This window comes from Limnothrix sp. FACHB-1083, from assembly GCF_014696485.1.
In the GTDB taxonomy this organism is placed as follows: Bacteria; Cyanobacteriota; Cyanobacteriia; order CACIAM-69d; family CACIAM-69d; genus CACIAM-69d.
Genome location: NZ_JACJQD010000011.1, coordinates 105,859 through 128,716, shown reverse-complemented (window position 1 = coordinate 128,716; position 22,858 = coordinate 105,859). Strand labels below are relative to the sequence as shown.

Sequence of the window (22,858 nt, the reverse complement as noted above, 5' to 3'; positions counted from 1 at the left end):
AAGACCGACGCGATCGGCTAGGGAGTTTGTAGACTGGCGATCGCCCGTTCCCAAGCACCAATCGCTTGCTGAATGGATTGGGGCAGTCGATCGCGCATCAGATCGGCATATTGCACCGAAACTCCCCGATCGGTCAGGGTCACCGTTTGGTAGTCTGCGGCTCCCGGTGTGGGCAAGTAGCTGAGGCCCGAGAGATTGGACAACATGCTGTTATCCAGAGCCTGTTCCAATTCCGTTCGCTGATTGGCAGACAGTTGGCCCACCAACTCCGGCGCTTGATTGTTGATGCGCCACACCAATCGCCCATCTTCCATCAAAGTCCAACGTTCCTGGCGACCGGCAATCCCGCCAGTGATGTGCATCTGGAATCGCTCCCCATTGCCGAGGGTGGGGAGGTCGCTGGTCATGGGAGCAATGGCGGTTGTGCCGTTGCTGGCGGCTTGGTTGTAGCGCACGAGGTTGGCCGCGCGATCGAGGTGAAACACAAAGGCCCGATCGCCCTGATTCAAAATGGCTTGCCAACCGTCGATCGCAATCATGGTGCAGGCCGTGAGCGGCGCGTCATAAACCCCCATGCAGCCATCCCAGGTTCTGCGCTTCAGGGCCGTGACGGTGAGCGATCGAGACGGCAACTTCAGCGATCGTTCCGCCTGTCGCAGCAACCGCTGTTCCACTTCTGGCGTGAGCGATCGGGAACCCACCGCTTGGCGAATGATCTGACCCGCTTGATCGGCGCGATAAAACCAACTGGGCGGCCCCCAGGATTGACGCTCGCTCACTTCAACGGCCCAACCCGGGACTTGCATTTGGGCACAGAGTTCCGCTGGCCCACCCAAACCCAAGCAACTGTCTGACCAAGTGGCGCGGGTGGCTTCGCGAATGGTCAAGTTTGCAGGCGCTTGACCCAAATCCCGGGCCGCCGCTGCCAAGATGCGCGATCGCACCGATGGGGGTAACTGATTGCTGGTGTTGAGCACGGGGGTCGATCGGGGATTGGCCTGGGCGATCGACGGCTGCCCCAGTTCCCCAACAGCCCCCATTAACAGACCCAATCCCAAGGGTACAATCAAACCCAAACGCCAACGCAAAGCAACAGGAGACATAGACAAACTCGATCGGTCATTAGCTGTGGGCAATCAAAAAGCAGTAGTCTTGAAGCCTTCAATTGCTGTCTTCAATCACCGTTTTCGATTACTACTCATTCAGCATCGGCCAGACCTTGCTCAGGAAAAGTCACCATGAGCCGGTCTTTCGGATGTCACCTGCTAGGCGAGTTTTTCCCCAATAGTGCTTCCCATGGATCGTCGCGCCAATCCAGTAACTGCAATTGATTGGAACTTGAATTGCTGTTTGCTGATTGGCTTTCCCGATCGGGCCAGTTAACCAACCTTAACAGGCCCTGCCCCTGGGAAACCCAGCCAGCCTTGAAAGCAAACAGCACAACCCAGAGGCCCAAAAATTCTAATATTCAGTTAAATCAATTTGATAAATTTGAAATTTAAAAATACAACCTTTACCCAGAAAGATTGGTACGCCATATCACAGAATCCATGAAGCAATTATGAAGTGGGCAGTGCCCACCCTACTAACGCTTAGGATAAGGATCGTGATCGATGCAAGAGATCTAAATAAATAAAACAAAATCGTAAAACAAGAAATTGATACAAGAGATCTAAGAGATAAAACAAAATCGTAAAACAAGAAATTGATGCAAGAGATCTAAGAGATAAAACAAAATCGTAAAACAAGAAATTGACACAAGAGATCTAAGAGATAAAACAAAAAATAAAATAAAATAAAAACAAGGAGCATTAACCCCTTGTTTTCAAAATATTCATGCGTTGTCAGTGAAAAAGCTTTGGGGAAGCAAATTTCAGGCAGTCTTTATTCCTCGTCCCAAAGGGCCTGGGTATAGCCGAGCTTCGTCAAAGCCGCTTGCTGGCCAGCGCTCAAATCTTCCCAATATTCATCATCACTGGCTGGGGGATCCGTATCTTCTTCCCAGCTCGACTCATCCCATCCCAACTCACCCCAGAGGGACTGCTCTTCGCTGCTGAGATCAGACCAGCTCAAGTCTGCCCAAGTGCCGTTGGGGTCGCCGTCAACGTCGCGAATTCCAGACATATTTTTTCTCAGTGGAGAATGATTTGATCAAGAGTAATCACAAAGCATCAACAATTGGCGAGCAATCAGGTTGCAAATTGTGACTGATCGTAGGTTGACTTTAAATCAACCAAGATGAAGAATTCATCAAGCTGTTGTCACTCCATCAAAACTCAGAATAGCTCGTTGTTTTCATTCAGAAGATGGCCCAAAGATTTTGCTTCATGAATGACCCAATTCGCAGGATTCGTTTTTTGAAGAGTAAGCAACAATTCGATGGTTAGCTTAGATCATCCGCTTAATTGATCAGGAAATTAACCCAGCCGAATTTGGTATAACACCACGATTCGGCAGCGTCAAGAATAGGTTAAGCAGAGTCTTTTAAAGATTTATTGAATTCTAGAACAAATCGAAATTTAACCACCATACAGCCTTTAGGGGGTTCACAATTTAGCTCATGATCAGTGCGTTAAGTTCATTGATTGCCAAGTTCATTGATTACATTGCTGCATTTGCTGCATGAGCTGAGCACAGAAATCTTGGTGTAGCAATTCAGGTTAAGCATGATTGGCAATGGTCGATCGAACCGTTCACCGGTTTGAGGTGCTGAGCAGCAGGCACGCAGCAGGGAGACAACAGCCCCAGGCAAAACGACGCAAACCCAGCCGCAGGCCCCAACCTGGGGTTGCTCCCGTCGTCGATCAGCCCACCAGGCGGCCACCGGACGGGGCCACGGGGCGATCAGGGCAATCTGTTGGATCCAGGAAATTGTTAAGGAATTTCTAAAATCAGCAATGGGTGAGGGGCGTTTACGGTCAGCAGTCGATCGCTCAAAAAGCTCTGGGGGTTAGGCTTCTGGTTTCAAAGCGGCAAAATTCCTCTACCATTGCCCTAAAACTTGCGGTTAAAACTAACCGGTAGGTCGATCGCCGACGTGGGTGATTTGGAATGTTTGAGACCCTGACCTTTATCTTAATTTGGCTGTTTATCGGCTGGCTGCTCTGGTACTTCCTGTTTCAGGTCAAGTTCATCCCGGTGGCCTACTACACCGGCTTTGGCATTGTCACGATCGCGGCACTGCTGACGATCGCGTTTATGAACCCCGGTGGCCGCACCTCAGAATCGGTGGGCAGCCTTCTGTCCCTGCTTCTGACTCCTCTGGGTCTGTCGCTGCTGTTGCTCTCGCGCTGGGTGCTGCGCGAAGGGCCGGGCAAGTTCACGGCCAATGGGGTGGCGGCTTGGGCCTTTTCGGTGTTGCTGCTGTTTAGCACCCCAGCAATCGGGTTTTTACTGGCGGGGCAACTGGAGCGCGAAGCCGTGTCCATGCAGGGCTATGGCGATCGGGGATCTGTTGAGGCGATCGTGCTGCTGGGGAATGGCACAACCCGTGTGGCGGGGATTGGCCAACAGCGCATTGAGCTGACCGAAAGCGGCGATCGAATTACATTGGCGGCGCAACTGTATCGCGCTGGCCGGGCCAATCGAATTATTGTGAGCGCGGGGTTCCGGCCGGAGCTGAACGCTTACTGGCGACCGGTGAGCAGCGACTGTCGGAACCCAGACGGCACGGCCACACGCTGCCGGGCGGCGGAATCGTCTGATATCAGCGTGTTGTTACAGGAAATGGGCGTGCCAGCCAGCGCGATCGTGATTCCCCGCAGCGAAATTGCCCAAAAACGGGAAGTGGTGAACGTGCGCAACAGCGCCCTGGATGTGCGCGATGAGTTTGGTTCCAACCCCCAGGGGGCCCGCATTGCCTTGGTCACCTCCGCGATCGAAATGCGGCGATCGACCCTGGCGTTTGAGTCCGTTGGTTTCCGGGTTGTGCCGCAACCGGCAGACTTTTACACCCTGCCCTACGATGCCCCGGACATCACCCCCATCCCCTGGCGCTATTTCTCCATTCCGGATCTGGTTCCCAACTCCGAAGGCCTCACCGTCAGCACCAAGGTGGTGACGGAATACCTGCAAAGCGTGTTCTACTTCCTGCGGGGTTGGATTTCACCGTTTAGGCTCTAATTTCCGGCTCTCATTTCAAGCTCCAATTTCAGGCTTTTAAACAAGCCGCAGGAAACAGAATCTCAAGGGCTTGATCGGCGATCGGGCTACCGTTTGGCGACCTAAACCAACCCATTGCTCATCAATCCCCACGCTGGGCCAGCCGGTGTGGGGATTGATCGTCTGGAAATTAATCGCACGGGAATTGATCGTGGGAATTGATCGTGGGAATTGATCGCACGGAAATTGATCGCATGAGCAACTCGCAAGGCTAAGCCCAATCGGGGCGCTTAGCCCGCAGCACGCTTAGCCCGCAGCACTTGCACCGAGCCACCCGCATAAAACGCTTGAGACACATCACAAAACCCGATCGACTCCAGCAAACCCGGCACATCTGTTTGCACAAATTCCCAAGCCGTTTCCGTTTCAAACAGCCAGAAGAACGCGGCCACCCCCGGCCAAAACAGCGGGTTGGTGGGGGCATGGAAATCGGAAAACAGAAACCACCCCCCCGGAACCAGCACCCGATGGACTTCCTGAAAAATTTGGCGGAGCTGTTCAGCCTCCATTTCATGCATGGCGGCGCTGCTGTGAACCACCTCAAAGCTACCGTCCGGAAAGGGCATGGCTTCCGCAAAAGCTTCCACATAGGTGGCTTGGGGAACAGCCGATCGGGCCCGGGCCAGGGCCTTGGGCGAAGCATCCAACCCGGTCACGCAGTTCGATCGCTCCACCAACAGCGCCGTTGTTTGCCCCCAACCGCAACAGAGATCCAGCACCCGGGTTTCCGGTTGCCAATCGAAGTTTTGTAACGCTAGTTGACGAAAGCGCCCCTCACCGCCCACCGCCAGGGCCGCCACCCGCGAAATGTTGTCGTATAGCCACTGGTAGCGATAACTCAAATCCCGTAGAATCGTAGCCACAAAGCATCCTTAAAACATTATTGACAATAGCAATCGTCCGTCAGACGGCCCTTCATCAAATTAGGGTCGATGACCGAACGCCTTGAGGATTCTGTGTTTCAGACAGTTGCGAAGTCCCTTGCCGGGTTCCCTTGCCAGGTTCAGATGATGGGGCGATCGCCCGTCAGCGCAAACCTCAAGATATTGTTAATATCAGTTAAGAATCTGAAAAGAAACACCAACAGCGGAACGGGAAGCAAAAGGTTATGGGTCGAGATGGGGTCTTATTGCTCAACCTAGGGGGGCCGGAAAAGCTGGAAGACGTGCGGCCCTTCCTGTTTAACCTATTTTCCGATCCCGAAATTATCCGGTTGCCCAGCCCAATTCTGCAAAAGCCCCTGGCCTGGCTGATCTCCACCCTGCGGGCTTCCAAATCCCAAGAGGGCTACAAGCAAATTGGTGGCGGCTCACCCCTGCGGCAAATCACTGAAGACCAGGCCCGCGCCCTGGAAGGCAAGCTGCGGGAACGGGGCCGCGATGCCAAGATCTACATTGGAATGCGCTATTGGTATCCCTTCACCGAAGAAGCACTGGATCAGATCAAGCGGGATGGCGTAGATAACTTGGCAATTTTGCCGCTTTATCCGCAATTTTCAATTAGCACCAGCGGCTCCAGCTTCCGCCTGATTGAGCGGCTGATGGAAAAGGATCAAACCCTGCAAACGATCGACCATCGCGTGGTGCAGTCTTGGTACGATCGCCCCGGTTATCTGCGGGCCATGGCGGATTTGATTGCCACGGAACTCGATCACTGTGAAGATCCCAACAGCGCCCACATTTTCTTTAGTGCCCACGGTGTGCCCGTCAGCTACGTGACCGAGGCGGGCGACCCCTACCAGCAAGAAATTGAAGACTGCGTAGCGCGGATTATTCGCACCCTGAATCGGCCCAACCAACATACCCTGGCCTATCAAAGCCGGGTGGGCCCGATCGAGTGGTTACAGCCCTACACGGACGATGCGATCAAGGAACTGGCCGCCCAAGGGGTGAAAACCCTGGTGGTGGTGCCGATTAGTTTCGTGTCTGAGCACATCGAAACCCTTGAAGAAATTGACATGGAATATCGGGAAGTGGCCGAAGAAGCGGGGATTCATAATTTCCACCGCGTGCCCGCCCTGAATGTCCATCCGGGTTTCATTGAGGATTTGGCCAACCTGGCGATCGAAACCCTAGATGGCAAGGGCATGACCCTGGCCCAAACCTTGCACCCGCCCGACAAGGCCAAGATCTATCCCCAAGAGCGTTGGGAATGGGGTTTGACCACGGCGGCGGAAGTGTGGAATGGTCGCTTGGCCATGCTGGGCTTCCTGGCGCTGGCGTTGGAGTTGATTAGCGGCCGCGGGCCGCTGCACTTGGCTGGGTTACTCTAGCGGGGCGATCGGCCCAAGACCCGGTGTGCCTGGGGCGGGTGTGCTAATCCCCGCCCCAGGCTTGTTCGATCTCAGGAAGGCAAGAAGCCGCTGTGAATGGGTGGATCGAGAATCAACCCGTAGCCCGCATCCACCCGGAAAGATTGCAGCGTCTTCAGGTATTGGGCCCGTTCGTAGGCGCTGGGGTCAGGGCAATGGACTTGGCTCATCACTCCTCGCAATTCCTCAACGGAGTTATATTCCTGAGCCTCTAGCCAGGCCACCAGTTCTCGCTCCAGAACGCGCAAATGCTCCAGACCATGGCGCAGCAGCACGGAACAAACCTGGGTAATTTTGGCCCCAGCCATCAGCAATTTCACCACATCGGCCCCATGTTGCACCCCACCTGTGGCCGCCAAATCCGTCTCTAACCGGCCATAGAGCAGTGCAATCCAGCGCAGGGGCAGCCGCAAATCATTGGCGGAGCTGAGATAGGGAACGGGACGCACCTCCAGCTCGATCGGGTCGATGTCGGGCTGCATAAACCGATTGAACAGCACCAAGGCATCGGCTCCAGCTTCGTCAAAGCGCTGGGCCATGTTGGCCAGGCTGCTGAAGTAAGGGCTGATTTTGACCGCAACCGGAATGCTCACTTCGGCTTTGACGGCCCGCAGGGTGGTGAGGAACGATTGCTCAATATCCAGGCCGGAAATGTCCGGGTCGCTGGGGACAAAGTAAAGGTTTAGCTCGATCGCGTCGGCCCCGGCTTCCTGGATCGATCGGGCATATTCCACCCAACCACCGGGGGAATAGCCATTGAGGCTGGCAATGATCGGAATGCTGAGGGCGGCTTTGGCGGTGCGAATGTGGTCGAGATAATGCTCGGGGCCAAGGCGGAAGGCTTCCGGCTCAGGAAAGTAGGTGAGGGCTTCGGGATAGCTGTCGCGCCCATGGCTGAGATGGTGGTGCAGCTCAAAGCTGTCTTGCACCAGTTGTTCTTCAAATAGGGAGGGCAAGACGATCGCCCCCGCTCCGGCATCTTCTAAGCGACGCAGGTGATCGAGGGAACTGGTGAGCGGAGCAGCGGCCGAAGGTACCAGGGGCGATCGAAGGGTGAGACCCAGATAGGTGGTGTGCAGATCCATAGATTAGGGCGCTAGATTAGGGCGCTAGGTGGGGAGGCTAGGGGCGAAGAGAACTGGGACGGGGTGAGCCGATCGGGCGATCGGCCCATCCAAGGCTTCATTCAGGGGATTTCAGTCAGGGGATTTCAGGAACGGGGCCTAGGACACCGGCTTGGGTTCCGAGGAAGATGCAGCATCCCCTGGCGGCGTTGGGCTGGGGCGATCGGCTGATTGGGGCTGCCCGATCGACTGGGCCGCCAGGTATTGATAGAACCGCCAGCGGTGGTTAATGTCCGCCTGCGCCTGTTGGGCCAACTGTTGCGCGGCGGCCGGGTTGGTCTTGCTCAACATCTTGAAGCGGGTTTCCATATCCATGGCCGCCGCCACAGGCATCTTCGGCGCAGGGGAATCCAAATGCAGCGGATTTTTGCCCTGGGCCACCAGATCCGGGTTATAGCGATAGAGGAACCAACGACCGCTATCCACCGCAGCTTTCTGGTGAGTCGTGCCCTTGCTCATGTCAATGCCATGGGCGATGCAGTGGCTATAGGCCAAAATCAGCGAGGGGCCGTCGTAGGCCTCTGCCTCCAGAAAAGCCCGCAGGGTATGTTCATCACGGGCCCCCATGGCTACGCTGGCCACGTAGATGTTGCCGTAGGTCATGGCGATCGCCCCGAGATCTTTCTTGGCGGCGGGCTTACCACCAGCGGCAAACTTAGCCACCGCGCCTCGGGGCGTTGATTTTGAAGCTTGCCCCCCCGTGTTGGAATAAACTTCCGTATCCAAAACCAACACATTGACGTTTTGGCCGCTGGCCAGGACATGATCCAAACCACCAAAGCCAATGTCATAGGCCCAACCGTCACCCCCCACAATCCAGACGGATTTCTTGACGAGGTAGTCTGCCACGGCCAGCAACCGCCGAGCATCGGGGTGATTGATCTCGGGGAGGCGCGTTTTCAGGCTGGCCACCCGATCGCGCTGTTCCCAAATTTCCGCTTCGGTGCGCTGTTCCGCCTGCAACAGGTCTTGAACCGTGCTGTCACCCAGCTCCCCAGCCAACCGCTTCAGCAGCTCGCTGGCAAAGGTGGCTTGCTGATTCACGGACAGGCGGAACCCAAGGCCAAATTCCGCGTTGTCCTCAAACAGGCTGTTTGCCCAGGCGGGGCCGCGGCCATCAGCATTTTTAGTCCAAGGGGTGGTGGGCAGGTTGCCGCCATAGATCGAGGAGCAACCGGTGGCGTTGGCAATCAATGCCCGATCGCCAAACAATTGGGACACCAACTTCAGGTAGGGCGTTTCGCCGCAACCGGCACAGGCCCCTGAGAATTCAAAGAGCGGCTCTTGCCATTGCTGTTGACGCAGCCGATCGGGATGCAATTTGGCGCGATCGGGATTTGGCAGCCCCAAGAAAAAGTCCCAATTCGTCCGCTCCGCGTCGCGTACCTCGTTGGGGTTCACCCAATTCAGCGCCTTGCGCGAGGGGCGCTTGCGATCCTTCGCGGGGCAAATTTCCACACAAAGACCGCAGCCGGTGCAGTCTTCCGGAGCCACCTGAATGGTGAATTTTTCGCCCTTGAAGTCTGGGTCGCGCGTGTCGGCCACCCGGAACCCGGCCGGCGCATCTCCCAAAGCGGACGGATCGTAGGATTTGCCGCGAATGGTGGCATGGGGACAAATGGCGATGCACTTGCCACACTGCACACAAACCGCTGGATCCCATTCAGGCAGTTGCTGGGCAATGTTGCGTTTTTCCCATTGGGACGTGCCCGTGGGATAGGTGCCATCGCAGGGCAAGGCGCTCACCGGCAGTCGATCGCCCTCCCGAGCCATCATCGCCCCCTGCACATTGCGCACAAAATCCGGCGCGCGATCGGACACCATGGGCAACCGGTGCAAGGTGGATTGGGCCGATCGAATCGGCACCTCTTGCAAATTCGACAGGGTGTTATCTACCGCCCGCAGATTCATATTCACCACGGCGCTGCCCTTTTTGCCGTAGGTTTTTTGAATTGCCGCCCGAATTTGATTGAGGGCTTCTTCCTGGGGCAGCACCCCCGTCAAAGTGAAGAAACAAACCTGCATTGGAATATTAATGTGACCGCCCGTGCCACTCTCGCGAGCCACTTTATAGGCATCAATTGCCCAAAGTTTCAGTTGCTTCCGAATGATAATTTCTTGGGCTTCTAGCGGTAAATGATCCCAAATTTCCTCCGCCGGATAGGCCGCGTTGATCAGCACCGTTGCTCCATCAAGGGCCTTGTCCAAAATCTCATAGCGTTCCAGGAACATCCACTGGTGACAGCCAATGAAATTCGCACCTTCAATTAGGTAAGGGGCCCGAATGGGGTCAGCCCCAAAGCGCAGGTGGGAAACGGTCATCGCCCCCGACTTCTTGGAGTCATAGACGAAATAGCCTTGGGCATATTGATCGGTGCTGTCGCCAATAATTTCGATCGTGTTTTTGTTGGCTCCCACGGTTCCATCGGCCCCCAAGCCATAGAAAATGGCCGCAAAGGTGCGATCGCCCGGCAAAGCAAAGTTGGGGTCGAAGTCCAAAGACGTGAAGCTCACATCATCCACAATTCCTACCGTGAATCCATTCTTGGGTTCCGGCGATTGCAGATTTTCAAACACCGCCTTCACCATGGCCGGTGTGAATTCCTTGGAAGACAATCCATAGCGCCCGCCGATCATGGTTTTGACCGCCTGGTGTTGCGCCGATTGTTGAACCGTTGCCACCACGTCCAAATAAAGCGGTTCGCCCAATGCGCCGGGTTCTTTGGTGCGATCGAGCACGGCAATGCGTTTGGTGCTGGTGGGCAATACGGTGAGGAAATCTGCCGCGCTCCAAGGACGATATAAACGAACTTTCAAGACTCCCAATTTCTGTCCCTGTTGATTCAGGGCTTGCACCGTTTCTTCAACGGTTTCGCAACCGGAACCCATCAGAATCGCCACGGATTCCGCTTCCAGATCACCCACATATTCAAAGGGCTGATAAACCCGTCCCGTCAGGTTGCCAAATTCCGCCATCACGGATTTCACAATTTCCGAGCAGGCAAGATAAAACGGGTTGACGCTTTCCCGACCTTGGAAATAAACATCGGGATTTTGGGCCGTGCCACGCATCACCGGGCGATCGGGAGTGAGGGCGCGATCGCGGTGCTCCAAAATCGCCGCTTCGGGGATCATTGCTCGCAAATGATCTTCATCCACGGGAACAATTTTCTGAATTTCGTGGGAAGTCCGAAAGCCATCAAAAAAGTGCAGAAATGGCACTCGAGATTTCAAGGCCGCAATGTGGGAAATTGCAGCAAAATCATGGGCTTCTTGCACCGAAGCAGAACACAACAGCGCCCAACCCGTGCCCCGCGTGGCCATCACATCGCTGTGATCCCCAAAAATTGACAACCCTTGGGCCGCGAGCGATCGGGCAGCCACATGCAAGGTCGCACCGGTCAATTCCCCAGCAATTTTGTACATGTTGGGAATCATCAACAGCAACCCTTGGGAAGCCGTGAAGGTTGTGGCCAGGGATCCCGCCTGGAGCGCCCCATGCAGCGTGCCCGCCGCTCCGGCTTCGCTCTGCATTTCCACCACACTTGGCACAGATCCCCAAAGATTGGGTTTGTTTTGGGCTGCCCAAGCATCAGACCATTCCCCCATGGGCGAAGCGGGCGTAATGGGGTAAATAACAATTAGTTCACTGAGACTGTAGGCAATTTTGGCAACAGCTTCGTTACCGTCGAGGGTCATGGTTTGGTGGCGTTTCATGGTCATCACTCCAGCAAAAGGCACAGAGAAAAACAGCGGGCAATTGATTTAGATTCGGACGGGTAATTTCAGCGATTCACTAGGCAGATGAAGCGAGGGAAAATGAGTCGTCATGCCTTGTACCTCGTCAATCAGGGTTTGAATGACAACCAGCGCCCGTTGCATTCCTTGAATGGCAATTTCAGAAAATTCGCAGCCCAACTCAAAGGACACCGCAGGCACTGCAATTAACCAAGCCGGGGGCACATGGCCATAGAGCCATTTCGTCATGTGCAGCAGACTTTCAGGTTGATAGAAATGGCCCAAAAGACTTGGAGTTTCTAGATTTTCAGCGGTGACCGTGGCGGAAGCTGGGGTGGGTGGGCGAATTCCCAAATCTAGCGATCGCAGTTGGGTTTTGGGAGCAGACATTTTCAGGGCATTGCAGTCTAAGGCATCAACGAAAATTACCAAGCCAGCTCCCGCGATCGAATCGGCTAACTCCGGGGTTAATTGATGACAAATGAGGGTTTGAAGTTGTGAATTTTGCCATTGGGAAATGGCTTGGACGACCGCTGGCCCCACACCGTCATCACTGCGGAGAGTGTTGCCATAACCAATCACCAAGATCGGGGATGGAAGATGGATAACCATAGGGCGATCGCACCTCAAAAATTAACGAGAGTCTGGTCAATACCACTGAACTGTTTCAACTGAGTCATTGGGTCATTGAGTTCAAGGGGTTGCTCACCCATCGATCGGGAGTTGATCCTGTCCGGTAGTTAATACCATCAGTCAAAACTCAATTTTTCACCTGCAATTCCTAGTAGCATGACAGGCTTAATACATTGAGTCGAAGTTGCGGAGCCAGTCGTGGTAACAAGGGGCTTAAGCCCCTTGCTGCCTAACGATTTGGTGACGGTAATAGCCATGTAATTTAACCCAGCGAATTAAGGCAGCCACGCTACTAGGAAGACCGCTCCAGAGTCTGAATCAGTACCCGATCGGCATTGAACACATCTAGTTTCAGCGGCATTTGCCCCACCGCATGGGTTGAACAACTCAAGCAAGGATCAAAGGCTCGAATTCCCGCTTCAACCCGATTCAAAATTCCCTCTGGAATCGATCCATCGCTACTGCCTTCAACATAATGTTGAGCAATTTGTTTGATGGTGCGATTCATCGCCAAGTTATTTTGACCCGTGGCAATGATCAGATTCACCGATTGAATTAAGCCGTTTTCATCCACTTGGTAATGATGAAATAACGTGCCCCGAGGTGCTTCGCTCACACCAACGCCATTCAGCTCATTAATACCAGCTTCCGCCCGCACCCGAGGCGACTGCACATCAGGATCATTCACTAACTGTTCGATCGCCTCAACACAGGCCAAAATTTCAATCAATCGAGCGTAGTGATAGAAAAACGAAGAAGTGGCCACTCGCCCACCGGCCCGCTGTCTAAATCGCTCCAGGGCCCGATCGGCTTCTGGCGTGCCAATGAAGTCACAAATATTCAACCGAGCCAGGGGCCCCACGCGATACACACCATCGGGATAACCCAAGGGTTTGTAGTAGGGAAACTTCAGATAAGACCAGGGTTCAACGGCTTCGCCAATGAAGGATTGATAGTCATCTTCCGAAAGGCGATCGGCGACAATTTGCCCTTCACTGTCAATGATGCGCAGATGACCGCCGTAATGCTCCCAGCGTCCATCGTCACCCACCAAACTCATGAAGAGCGATGGAAATTTACCAAACACATCGACTTCCACCGGATGGGCATCAAGCCACGACTCAAATAGTTCGATCGCGCTTAAAATTGTGGCTCGTGATTCTGGCAATCGGTCTTGAATCCAAGCTTTTCCTTCATCGGACAAGGGATAGCGAACCCCGCCAGGAACCGGCCAAGCCGCATGGATTTTGCGCGCTCCCAGCAGCTCAATCACCGTTTGGCCAAACTGCCGCAACCGAATCCCCGCCCGCGCCAAGTCCGGATTCGCTGCCATTAATCCAAAAACATTGCGTTGGCCTGGGTCACTGTCCCAACCCAACAGAAAATCGGGGCTGCTGAGATGGAAAAAGCTGAGGGCATGGGATTGCAAAATTTGCCCCAGGTTCATCATCCGCCGCAACTTTTCACCCGCGATCGGGACACGCACGGCCAAAATTTTGTCGCCGGTTTTTGCAGAGGCCAACAAGTGGCTCACGGGGCAAATGCCACAGATGCGGGAGGTAATTCCCGCCATTTCCCACATGGGTCGTCCTTCGCAGAATTTTTCAAATCCGCGAAATTCAACCACATGAAAGTGGGCATCTTCAACCTTTCCCGCATCATCCAAAAATAGGGAGATTTTGGCATGACCTTCAATGCGGGTGACCGGATCAATAACCAGTTTGGAACTCATAATGCTCGCATGATTTCAGAGGATTACCGCAGTCCAATTTGCCCATTTTCAATGGCTAATTTCTACCAACGCTAGCCCTACTTTACTGGGGTTACGCTTAGGTTAAGCCCGGGAAGCTGGTGACAAACTGAATTTTGAAGTCAGGAAATGCCGTCACAAATTTGATTTTGAAGTCGGGGAAAGCATTGACAAATTGCCACTCACCACACCGATCGGGAAATGCGTTGACGATTTGCACTTTCAAATCGGGGAATGCTTCAACAACCTGCACCGTAAAATCGGGAAAGGATTCAACAATTTGCACCTTGCCAAATAGGGGGCGCTCTTTGTATTGACAGGTGCTGGGGGAATTGGCCCTGGCTCCTAAGCTCCAAAGGGATAAGATCAGCCCGATCGCCCCGATCAAGAGTCCCCTCGAAAGCCAAATTCGCCATGGTTGCCGCCGTCGATCGCCTGCCATTGCTGCCCCCTGTCCCTAACCGAATTTCAGCTTGGCTGCTTGGGCTTCGCCGGTAAAAAGTGACTCCAGGGCGCTTTGAATTTGAGCAGCCGAGGGCGGACAACCGGGCAAAAACACATCCACAGGAACCACTTGATGGACGGGCAAGGCCTGTTTAATCAAGGGCGGTACAATGCCCGGTTCTCGAGGATATTGCGGCGATAAATCCGCCAATTCCAGATAGCAACGATCGAGAATTTCTTCAACGGTAGCGCTCGGATTGCGCATGGCGGTTACATTGCCATTCACCGCACAATCGCCAAAGGAAATTAACAGCTTGCTACGCGATCGCACCTTTTGGATAAATTCCAAATTTTCCTCATTGGCAACGGCTCCTTCTGCCAGGCAAATATCCACCTGATCGGGAAAAATCTTGGCATCGCTGCCCACGGGGCTAAACACCACCTCCGCGTATTTCGCCAGCTCAAACAGCCATTCATCTAAGTCCAAAAAGGACATGTGACAACCGGAACAGCCCCCTAACCAAACGGTTGCAAAGCGCAATTTGGGGCGATCGGCTCCTTCCGTGGCCACCGCAGCCCCTTGAGCGGGATTGGTTAGCGTGTCCATTGGTGTTCCTCCCTGGCGGATTGCAAAAATTGCAGGCGATCGCGATCGCGCGTCATTTCCGCAACCGTTGATCCTTTTTTAAACAAAGCACCCGTGGGGCAAGCATCCACGCATTTACCGCAGGATGTGCAAGCCTCCACATCACCCCAGGGCTGATCCAAACCGGCAATTAATTTGACCCGTTCGCCCCGGAACGCAATATCCCAAACCCTGGCTCCTTCAATTTCGTCGCACACTCGAATGCAGCGGGTGCAGTAGATACAACGGTTGCGATCGAGTCCGAATTTTTCATGGGAAACATCCACATCCCGCTTGGGAAATTGGTAGGCAAAATGGCTATGATCCATTCCCACCGTGGTGGCCATATCCTGCAATTCACAGTGATTATTGGCCACGCAAACGGAACAAACATGGTTGCCTTCTGCAAAGAGCAATTCCACCAAGGTTCGGCGGTAGGACTGCAACGTGGGCGTGTTGGTTTGCACCGCCATGCCCTCGGCCACTTGGGTCACACAGGCGGGCAATAGTTTGTTAATTCCCGCCACTTCCACCACACAAAGACGACAGCCTCCCACATCCGAAACCCCTTCCAAATGGCACAGGGTGGGAATGGCAATGCCAGCCGATCGCGCCGCCTGCAAAATACTGGCTTTTGCTTCAGCGGCGACCGCCACCCCATCAATTGTCAGCGTTACGACAGCCATACGTTAAATCCCTTCAGTCCCATGAAATTGCTTGCTTCGATCAGCCAAAGAAGATCAGCAAAAGATCAGTAATTAGGTTCAATCATTAGGTTCAATCATTAGGTTCAACCACTGGGTTTAATGATTAGGTTCAACCTGATGCATCTCCCTCAAGAAACCGTCGCCGGAATTCGCCAGCGATCGGGCTGCAACAGGGCTTGATATTCCTCCGGGAAATAGCGCAACGTGCTCATGATCGGATTCGGAGCCGACATGCCCAACCCGCAAAGGCTGGTGTGGCGCACCACCTGACAAAGGCTTTCCATTTGCGCCAGATCGAAGGCCGTGCCCCGACCTTCCACCAGCTTGGTCAGCAAATCATGGAGTTGAACCGTGCCCGTCCGGCAAGGCACACAGCGCCCACAAGACTCACTGCGGCAAAATTCCATATAGAACCGCGCCACCTCCACCATGCTGGTTTTGTCATCCATCACCACCATGCCGCCGGATCCCATCATTGACCCCAATGCCGCCAAGGACTCGTAATCCACAGGCGTGTCCAGATAGCTGCTGGGGATGCAGCCGCCCGAGGGGCCGCCCGTTTGAACTGCTTTCACCTGCCCTTCGGAAACACCGCCGCCCATTTCTTCCACGATCGTTCGCAAGCTAATGCCCATCGGCACTTCAATGAGGCCGGTGTTGCAAACCTTGCCGGTCAAGGAAAAGATTTTGGTGCCCTTGCTGGTTTCCGTGCCAATGCCCGCAAACCAATCCGCGCCCTTGCGAATGATCGGGGCAATGTTGGCGAAGGTTTCCACGTTGTTGATCAGGGTGGGCGCTTGCCAGAGGCCCGAAATGGCCGGGTAGGGCGGCCGGGGGCGGGGAGTGCCGCGCTTGCCTTCCACGGAAGCAATCAGGGCCGTTTCTTCGCCACAAACAAAGGCCCCAGCCCCCACCCGAATATCCACCTTGAAATCAAAACCCGATCCAAAGATTTGGCTCCCTAAAAATCCCTTTTGCTTGGCCTGTTGAATGGCCTTTTGCAGGCGATGAATCGCTAGGGGATATTCCGCTCGCACATAGATAAACCCTTGGTCAGCTCCCACGGCATAGCCCGCGATCGCCATGCCTTCTAGGATCCGGTGGGGATCGCTCTCCAGAACGCTGCGATCCATGAATGCGCCTGGATCCCCTTCGTCTCCATTACAGATCACATACTTCTGGCCGGGGGGCATTTTGGCCACCGTGGCCCACTTCAACCCTGTGGGATAGCCCGCACCGCCTCGACCCCGCAGGCCCGATTTCGAGATTTCTTGAACCACCGCTTCTGGGGTGAGTTCAAACAGGGCATGGTGGAGGGCTTGATAAGCACCAAGGGCGATCGATTCTTCAATGCGCTCCGGGTCAACTTTGCCGCTGTGGTTCCGCACAATCAGCAACTGCTTCGCAAAAAATGGGTGTTGCGAATTGCCCTGTAGGGCATCGGTTTCGCCCCCTTGAATGGTGTCAATAATTGAGGGGGCCTGTGCCGGGGTCACCTTTTCGTAATGGGTGGTTGTTACCTGGGGATCGGTGGAGTCCAATTCCACCATCGGCCCCTGACCACAAAACCCCATGCAACCCACGCCAACCACTTCCACGCGATCGGCTAGTTGGCAATCCTGAACCCGTTGTTCAAGGGCTTTTTTAACTTCGAGCGATCGAGCCGCTTGGCAGCCCGTGGAAGTGCAGCAATGTACACGAATGGGCTTTTTCGCCTGGGCACATTGTTCCGCGAGATCGAGCAGTTCATGACCATCCATGGATTCGGACTCCTCAGGCAGCTTGGTCAGTAGATTGGGGGCAAACGGGGCGACAAACGGGGCAGCACATTAACGGATAATGCACGTCATTTTGAGTAGGTCATTCAGGGCGAATCATGGGCAGGCCACAGGTAACCACGATTCGCAACCCAACGATTCATGCATCACCACGCCACTGATCAATGCGGGCGATCGCCTGTTCTGTGGTCACCTGCGCCGCCACTTGCCCGTCAAACACCACCGCTGGCGCAATGCCGCAGGCTCCAATGCAACGGGCCGTCACCAACGAAACTTTGCCGTCGCTGGTGGTGGCTCCCGACTGAATACCGGTGTGTTTTTCCAAAGCATTCAGCACATCGCCGCTCCCCTTGACATAGCAAGCGGTTCCCAAACAAACCACGCAGGTATGTTCACCGCTGGGCTTGAGGGAAAAGAGGTGATAAAACGTGGCGACACCCAACACATGGCTCGCAGGTAATTGGAGCGATCGAGCCACATGCAGTAGCGTTTTTTCCTCTAAATAACCGAAAATTTCTTGGGCCCGGTGCAGAACTTCAATCAAAGCATCCTGGCGATATTGTTGGCGTTTCATCACCAAATCCAACGCCTTGAACCGTTTATCAACCGCCGAAGAATCAGTTGCCCTTGCAGTTTTAGAACCCTTCGACCCAGAAGCCTTTGATCCAGCCGACCCAGCCGACCCAGCCGATCCAGATTGACTCATTGGGGCATTCGCAGAGACAGCACCAGAGGGTTGACTGACCGGCTGATCTTGATCAGGCTTAGTTGCAATAGCCATAGTTCCACTCACTTTCATGACTCTCAACCAATGTTGTGCCGTTGTGCCAAGGCAGCACAAAGCAACCCCTTACAGCGCTGCCATGGCAACAACCTTGCAGCGATCAAGCGGGTGATTGGTTATCTCAAATGTTCAAAAATGTTCAGAAAACTGGATCAGGCGAGCTTCCTTTGGCAAAGGCTGAACCTCAGAAGCATTGAGCTGATGCGGGTAGATTCAGGACAGCCAATTCAAAGGAATTAATTCAGGGCAGCCAATTCAAAACAGCCAACTTCATTGGGCGCGGTTGAATTTGATTAGGCTAGCTTGATGCGGCTAATGGGTTGGTTAAGGCAAAGGAAAGCAATCAAGTCGTGAGCTGGTAGCGCTAGATCCGGTGCAGAAGCCACGGAAGGGTTAGCCAGAAGCATCAATCCTTCGGGGAATTCATGCCAAAAGAGAAGGGAAAATCATGACCCGATCGCCGTTCCGTGATTTCCATCCCCGATCGCCCGTGGAGGTCGAGCATGGGTGGCCACAGCGGGGGCAAGATCGAATCACAAATCTAGCCTAGCGTCAGTTCCCAGATGAATTGAGGGAGCGATCGGTTTTCTTAAGGAATGCCGAGCAAAATAGTGCGATTTTTGTAAAATTTGTAAATACTTGCTTGGGCGATAGAAATCTAAACAAATTCTCTTGGGTTGTTTAGCGGCCGAATTTTCCCAAATTAGCAAAAATTTCCGATGAAAAGTGTCGATTGATGCATTTTGGAAGAAGCCATTAAAACAACAAAAAGCGATCAAAAATTACTTAATTTCTTGCATCGATCGATTCTTAACCGGTTCCTTCCCATTTTTACCGTGGCTTCGTGGGGCAATTAGCACACCCTCCGGCTAATTACTGGCCAATTACCGGCTAATTGAGAAATTATCTATGAAACGGAGCAACCAGCCGATTAGACTCGATCGAGATCTGAAGTTTAACCCAAGTTTAAATCACGGTTTCTTAACCTATCTTGATGAAATATCTGAACAGAATTCGCCAGAAAATTCGCTAACAAGTCGCATCATTCCCATCAAGGCGAATGGAAACCTCACTCAACCAAAGCATTCTCGTTTAATGGAGCTTTTGATCTCGGTTCAGCCGCCTCATGCAGTCACCCCATTGGGCCGATCGATTTAGCTACAGAATTGGGCTATTGGTGAAATTGCTTTGGAAATTTGATAGGAAGTTTGATAGGAAATTTAATAACAAGAGGCGGGCATGGACAACCTAATTGCCACACCCGCCATCCACAGGTCACTGAAAATCGCGCAGCTAAAGACTTAACCCAAGTGGCTGCGAACATCCGCTAGGAGAAAACCCATCTCACACTCATAGCAAGCGGGTTGGTTGTCGGCGGCAGGGCGCACCGCATGGGCACAGGAGAGGTGACCATTCTGCCAACGCGGGTTACCCGTGCGATCGGCCCACAGGCAACCTTGGCAAACATCTTTAGGGGTCAACAAGCCACTGTTCAGGAGCATGACCAACATCAAGACACCCCCAGGCTTAGGTTCGCCGGTTCTGATCTGATTGTATGCCGTTCTTAGGGGGCGTTCCTGTGGCGGAGATCACGACTCCAGAACTTTGCGAACGGTCGATCGACGGCGGCGACGCGGCTCAATCCCCACCAGTTGCTTGAACCAATGCTGGATATTGTCCACATAGGTAAACAACACAGGCACCACCAACAGCGTCAGCAGGGTTGAAGTGGTGAATCCGCCAATCACGGCGACGGCCATGGGGCTGCGCTCTTCGGCTCCGGCTCCCAAACCCAAGGCCAGGGGAAGCAACCCCACCACCGTTGACACGGAGGTCATCAAAATGGGGCGCAGGCGGGCCACACCGGATTCAATCACGGCTTTCGATTGGGGGAGTCCGTGGCGTTCCGCTTCGAGAGCAAAGTCCACCAGCAGAATCGCGTTTTTGGTGACCAGCCCCATCAACAGCACAATCCCAATCAGGGCAAAGAGACCCAGTTCCTTTTGCATCACCAACAGGCCCAGGAAAGTGCCTCCCGTGGCCAACGGCAGGGCCGCCAGAATCCCGATCGGGTAAAGGAAGCTGTTATAGAGCAGCACCAACACCCCGTAGATCGAGAGCACGCCTAACCCCAGCGCGGACAAAAACCGGCTGAAAATATCGCGCATGATTTTGGCATCGCCGGCCGGTTCTTCTTCAATGCCGGGGGGCAAGGGGTTCATGGCCGGCAGGGCGCGAATCTGTTCCAGAGCCGTGCCCAGGGAGATGCCTTGCAGATTGGCATCTAGGGTGACTTGACGCGATCGGTTGTAGCGATTAATTTGGGCGGGCCCGCTGATGAGCTGAATATCCGCCACGCTGGTGAGGGGAATCATGGCTCCGTTGCGACCGGGAACCCGCAAATTTTCGAGGGTTTCGATGTTGCTGCGGAATTGAGGGGCAATTTTTACCCAAATCGGGATTTGCCGATCGCTCAGGTTGAATTTAGCCAAGCTCGATTCGTTATCCCCGATTGTAGCCAGGGTAGCAGTACGGGCAATGGCCTGAACCGAAACGCCCAAGTCCGTTGCCCGTTGCACATCGGGAATGATGGCCACTTCTGGCTTCACCAGGCTGGCGCTGGAGGTGACTTCCACCAAACCGGACAGTCCGCGCATTTGTCGCTCCAAGTCAGCGGCGGTTTTGGTCAGCAGTTCCGGGTTTTCGCTCTTGAGCACAATCCGCAGATCTTTGCTGGTGCCGCCTCGGCTTTGCAAGCTTTGGAAGGTGACCCGGGCCCCGGCGATCGACTTGAACTGTTCCCGCATCTGTTGCTCAAACTGCCGCTGGGTGACGCTGCGTTGGTCTTCGGGTTTCAGGTTCACATACCCCGTGGCCAAGTTGTTTTGGCGAGCGGCAAACAACACCCGATCGACCGCTGGATTTGCTTTCAGCAGACCGTAGGTACGGCTCATGACTTCCACGGTTTCTTCGAGGGGCGTGCCCGGTGGCAGTTCAATTTCCACGGTGCTGAGGCCCGTGTCACCGCTGCTAAACAAGCCTTTGGGAATGAAGGGCACTAACTGCAAACTGGCGATGAAAAAGGCGATCGCGATCATCAAGGTGGCGACCCGATGCCGCAGGGCCCAAACCAGCACCCGGCGATAGGGGCCCGGTTGGGTTTCGGTCGATTGCGCCTCTGCCACCAGCTCCAGGTTGGCCTTGGGTTTCAGCAAGTAGGCGCTCATCATGGGCGTGACGGTACAGGCAACGGTGGTGGAAAAGACCGTGGACACGGCCACCGTGACCCCAAAGGGCTGGAAAAATTGCCCCGGAATGCCGCCCATGAAGGCCACCGGCAAGAACACGCCGATCAGGGTTCCGGCGGTGGCCAGCAGGGAAAAGCCCAATTCTGACGACGCATCCAAGGCCGCCTGTCGGGGCGATTTGCCCATGTTCAAGTGCCGATCGACATCCTCCACCACGCACACCGCGTCATCGATCAAGTTCCCGATCGCCAGGGCCAAGGCCAGCAGGGTCATGCTGTTGAGCGTGTAGCCCAGCATTTGCATCACCGCAAAGGTTGGGATGATCGACAACGGCAGGGCCGCCCCCGCAATCAGCGTGTAGCGAACGTTGCGCAGAAAGATGCCTACAACGATCGTGGTGAGGATGCAGGAAGAAATTAGCTCCTCAACGGTCGATCGATAGGTCATCCGAATCGGATCCGCGTCGCTAAAAATCAAATCAAATTTGAGATTAGGCAAGCGCTTTTGCAGTTCCGCCACCGCTTTGGTGACATTTTCTTCCACGGTCACCAGGGTGCTGCCAGTGCTGCGGAGCACGGAAAAGGCCACGGCCGGCTCCCCATTCAAAAAGGCCGCTTCCTTGGGTTCCGTGAAACTGTCGCTGACACGGCCCAGGCTCGCGAGGGGAATCGTGCCGCCATTGGGCAGGGTAACTCGGTAGTTTTGCAGTTGGCTGAGGGTGCGGGCGCTGCCCAAGGTACGGATCGTTTGCTGGCTGCCACCCACGTCCACCTGGCCGCCGGGGAAGTTGGCATTGAGCGATCGCACCTGGTCATTCACCTGGGTGGCCGTAATCCCATAGGCCGACAGTCGCCCCGGATCCAAATCAATCCGAATTGCCCGACTCACGCCCCCCAATCGCTCCACCTGGGCCACACCGGACACGGACAGCAATTCCCGGGCAATGGTGCGATCGACCAAATCGCTCAATTCTTCAACGGATTTTCCCTCGCCCGACAAGGCGTAGGTCATGATCGCCCCGCCGCTGAATTCCACCCGATCGACCAACGGCTCATCCACCGAAGCGGGCAGGCTCGATCGAATCTGGGAGATGGCATTGCGCACATCATTGGTGGCCTGGTTGGCATCGGTTCCCAGCACAAAGTTGACCAGCGTGAACGATCGCCCATCGGTCACCGTGGAGGTCATCTGGTCAATGTTGCCCAAGGCGGCGATCGCGTCCTCCACCTTTTTGGTCACCTCGGTTTCCAGTTCCACGGGCCCCGCGCCGGGTTGAATCACCGTGACGGACACCGCCGGTACATCGATATTTGGGCTTTGGTCGATGCCCAAATTCAAAAAGGAGGCAACCCCCAAGATGGCCGCCACCAAACAGGCCAAAATCGTGGGGATCGGTTTCCGAATCGAACCAGCGGACAGGTTGAAGTTACTCATCGGTCAAAAATCCGTTCGTCCGAAGTGACGGCATTGGGCATCTGAAAACATCGATACAACGGGCATTTGATCAATGGGCAATTGATCGACAGGCATTTGATCATTTGATCAATTGATTCAG

The 22,858-nt window shown here is 54.4% G+C and carries 16 protein-coding genes; 2 read left to right on the top strand and 14 right to left on the bottom strand.

Going from position 1 to position 22,858, the window contains the following annotated elements:
* Positions 1-17 precede the first annotated feature (17 nt).
* Positions 18-1,103 carry a hypothetical protein gene (locus tag H6F46_RS14765; protein WP_190355516.1) on the bottom strand — a complete coding sequence of 362 codons (1,086 nt, stop codon included), beginning with the start codon at positions 1,101-1,103 and terminating at the stop codon, positions 18-20.
* Between the two features lie 781 nt (positions 1,104-1,884).
* Complete coding sequence (locus H6F46_RS14760; RefSeq protein WP_190355515.1) at positions 1,885-2,124, bottom strand: hypothetical protein; 240 nt, start codon at positions 2,122-2,124, stop codon at positions 1,885-1,887.
* A 927-nt stretch (positions 2,125-3,051) separates the two neighbouring features.
* On the opposite strand from H6F46_RS14760, the gene H6F46_RS14755 reads away from it, so the two are divergent.
* Positions 3,052-4,122, top strand: coding sequence for a YdcF family protein (locus H6F46_RS14755; protein ID WP_190355514.1), 1,071 nt, complete (start codon positions 3,052-3,054; stop codon positions 4,120-4,122).
* Positions 4,123-4,391: 269 nt separating this feature from the next.
* Here the strand turns inward: H6F46_RS14755 and H6F46_RS14750 are convergent, their stop codons facing one another.
* Complete coding sequence (locus H6F46_RS14750; RefSeq protein WP_099535046.1) at positions 4,392-5,024, bottom strand: class I SAM-dependent methyltransferase; 633 nt, start codon at positions 5,022-5,024, stop codon at positions 4,392-4,394.
* A 245-nt stretch (positions 5,025-5,269) separates the two neighbouring features.
* On the opposite strand from H6F46_RS14750, the gene hemH reads away from it, so the two are divergent.
* Positions 5,270-6,433, top strand: a complete 1,164-nt coding sequence (gene hemH / locus H6F46_RS14745) for a ferrochelatase (RefSeq protein WP_190355513.1) — start codon at positions 5,270-5,272, stop codon at positions 6,431-6,433.
* A 71-nt stretch (positions 6,434-6,504) separates the two neighbouring features.
* Here the strand turns inward: hemH and H6F46_RS14740 are convergent, their stop codons facing one another.
* The 11 genes from H6F46_RS14740 to H6F46_RS14690 all read right to left on the bottom strand — a co-directional run bounded on the left by H6F46_RS14740 (position 6,505) and on the right by H6F46_RS14690 (position 22,737).
* The gene (locus H6F46_RS14740; RefSeq protein ID WP_190355512.1) at positions 6,505-7,557 is read right to left on the bottom strand and encodes a dihydroorotate dehydrogenase-like protein; all 1,053 of its coding nucleotides are present in this window, start codon (positions 7,555-7,557) and stop codon (positions 6,505-6,507) included.
* Between the two features lie 138 nt (positions 7,558-7,695).
* Positions 7,696-11,313: a pyruvate:ferredoxin (flavodoxin) oxidoreductase gene (gene nifJ / locus H6F46_RS14735; RefSeq protein WP_199291591.1), complete on the bottom strand. Its 3,618-nt coding sequence runs from the start codon at positions 11,311-11,313 to the stop codon at positions 7,696-7,698.
* Positions 11,314-11,361: 48 nt separating this feature from the next.
* Positions 11,362-11,946 (bottom strand): hydrogenase maturation protease, encoded by a 585-nt coding sequence (locus H6F46_RS14730; protein ID WP_190355510.1) that lies wholly within the window; start codon positions 11,944-11,946, stop codon positions 11,362-11,364.
* A 313-nt stretch (positions 11,947-12,259) separates the two neighbouring features.
* Positions 12,260-13,699 (bottom strand): Ni/Fe hydrogenase subunit alpha, encoded by a 1,440-nt coding sequence (locus H6F46_RS14725; protein WP_099535042.1) that lies wholly within the window; start codon positions 13,697-13,699, stop codon positions 12,260-12,262.
* Between the two features lie 97 nt (positions 13,700-13,796).
* The gene (locus H6F46_RS14720; protein WP_190355509.1) at positions 13,797-14,159 is read right to left on the bottom strand and encodes a hypothetical protein; all 363 of its coding nucleotides are present in this window, start codon (positions 14,157-14,159) and stop codon (positions 13,797-13,799) included.
* 15 nt (positions 14,160-14,174) lie between these two features.
* Positions 14,175-14,768 (bottom strand): oxidoreductase, encoded by a 594-nt coding sequence (locus H6F46_RS14715; RefSeq protein WP_099535040.1) that lies wholly within the window; start codon positions 14,766-14,768, stop codon positions 14,175-14,177.
* Positions 14,756-15,472 (bottom strand): bidirectional hydrogenase complex protein HoxU, encoded by a 717-nt coding sequence (hoxU, locus tag H6F46_RS14710; protein WP_190355508.1) that lies wholly within the window; start codon positions 15,470-15,472, stop codon positions 14,756-14,758. The genes H6F46_RS14715 and hoxU overlap by 13 nt, the downstream gene beginning before the upstream one ends.
* Positions 15,473-15,621: 149 nt before the next feature.
* Positions 15,622-17,253 (bottom strand): NuoF family protein, encoded by a 1,632-nt coding sequence (locus H6F46_RS14705; RefSeq protein WP_190355507.1) that lies wholly within the window; start codon positions 17,251-17,253, stop codon positions 15,622-15,624.
* Between the two features lie 157 nt (positions 17,254-17,410).
* Positions 17,411-17,977 carry a bidirectional hydrogenase complex protein HoxE gene (gene hoxE, locus H6F46_RS14700; RefSeq protein ID WP_190355506.1) on the bottom strand — a complete coding sequence of 189 codons (567 nt, stop codon included), beginning with the start codon at positions 17,975-17,977 and terminating at the stop codon, positions 17,411-17,413.
* A gap of 1,379 nt (positions 17,978-19,356) precedes the next feature.
* Positions 19,357-19,566: a hypothetical protein gene (locus H6F46_RS14695; RefSeq protein WP_190355505.1), complete on the bottom strand. Its 210-nt coding sequence runs from the start codon at positions 19,564-19,566 to the stop codon at positions 19,357-19,359.
* Positions 19,567-19,644: 78 nt separating this feature from the next.
* Positions 19,645-22,737, bottom strand: coding sequence for an efflux RND transporter permease subunit (locus H6F46_RS14690; protein ID WP_190355504.1), 3,093 nt, complete (start codon positions 22,735-22,737; stop codon positions 19,645-19,647).
* Between the last annotated feature and the right edge of the window lie 121 nt (positions 22,738-22,858).

Coding starts and splice junctions, on each gene's coding strand:
- H6F46_RS14765 (WP_190355516.1), bottom strand. CDS start 1,103: ATGTCTCCTGTTGCTTTGCGTTGGCGTTTGGGTTTGATTGTACCCTTG.
- H6F46_RS14760 (WP_190355515.1), bottom strand. CDS start 2,124: ATGTCTGGAATTCGCGACGTTGACGGCGACCCCAACGGCACTTGGGCA.
- H6F46_RS14755 (WP_190355514.1), top strand. CDS start 3,052: ATGTTTGAGACCCTGACCTTTATCTTAATTTGGCTGTTTATCGGCTGG.
- hemH (WP_190355513.1), top strand. CDS start 5,270: ATGGGTCGAGATGGGGTCTTATTGCTCAACCTAGGGGGGCCGGAAAAG.
- H6F46_RS14740 (WP_190355512.1), bottom strand. CDS start 7,557: ATGGATCTGCACACCACCTATCTGGGTCTCACCCTTCGATCGCCCCTG.
- nifJ (WP_199291591.1), bottom strand. CDS start 11,313: ATGAAACGCCACCAAACCATGACCCTCGACGGTAACGAAGCTGTTGCC.
- H6F46_RS14730 (WP_190355510.1), bottom strand. CDS start 11,946: ATGGTTATCCATCTTCCATCCCCGATCTTGGTGATTGGTTATGGCAAC.
- H6F46_RS14725 (WP_099535042.1), bottom strand. CDS start 13,699: ATGAGTTCCAAACTGGTTATTGATCCGGTCACCCGCATTGAAGGTCAT.
- H6F46_RS14720 (WP_190355509.1), bottom strand. CDS start 14,159: ATGGCAGGCGATCGACGGCGGCAACCATGGCGAATTTGGCTTTCGAGG.
- H6F46_RS14715 (WP_099535040.1), bottom strand. CDS start 14,768: ATGGACACGCTAACCAATCCCGCTCAAGGGGCTGCGGTGGCCACGGAA.
- hoxU (WP_190355508.1), bottom strand. CDS start 15,472: ATGGCTGTCGTAACGCTGACAATTGATGGGGTGGCGGTCGCCGCTGAA.
- H6F46_RS14705 (WP_190355507.1), bottom strand. CDS start 17,253: ATGGATGGTCATGAACTGCTCGATCTCGCGGAACAATGTGCCCAGGCG.
- hoxE (WP_190355506.1), bottom strand. CDS start 17,977: ATGAGTCAATCTGGATCGGCTGGGTCGGCTGGGTCGGCTGGATCAAAG.
- H6F46_RS14695 (WP_190355505.1), bottom strand. CDS start 19,566: ATGTTGGTCATGCTCCTGAACAGTGGCTTGTTGACCCCTAAAGATGTT.
- H6F46_RS14690 (WP_190355504.1), bottom strand. CDS start 22,737: ATGAGTAACTTCAACCTGTCCGCTGGTTCGATTCGGAAACCGATCCCC.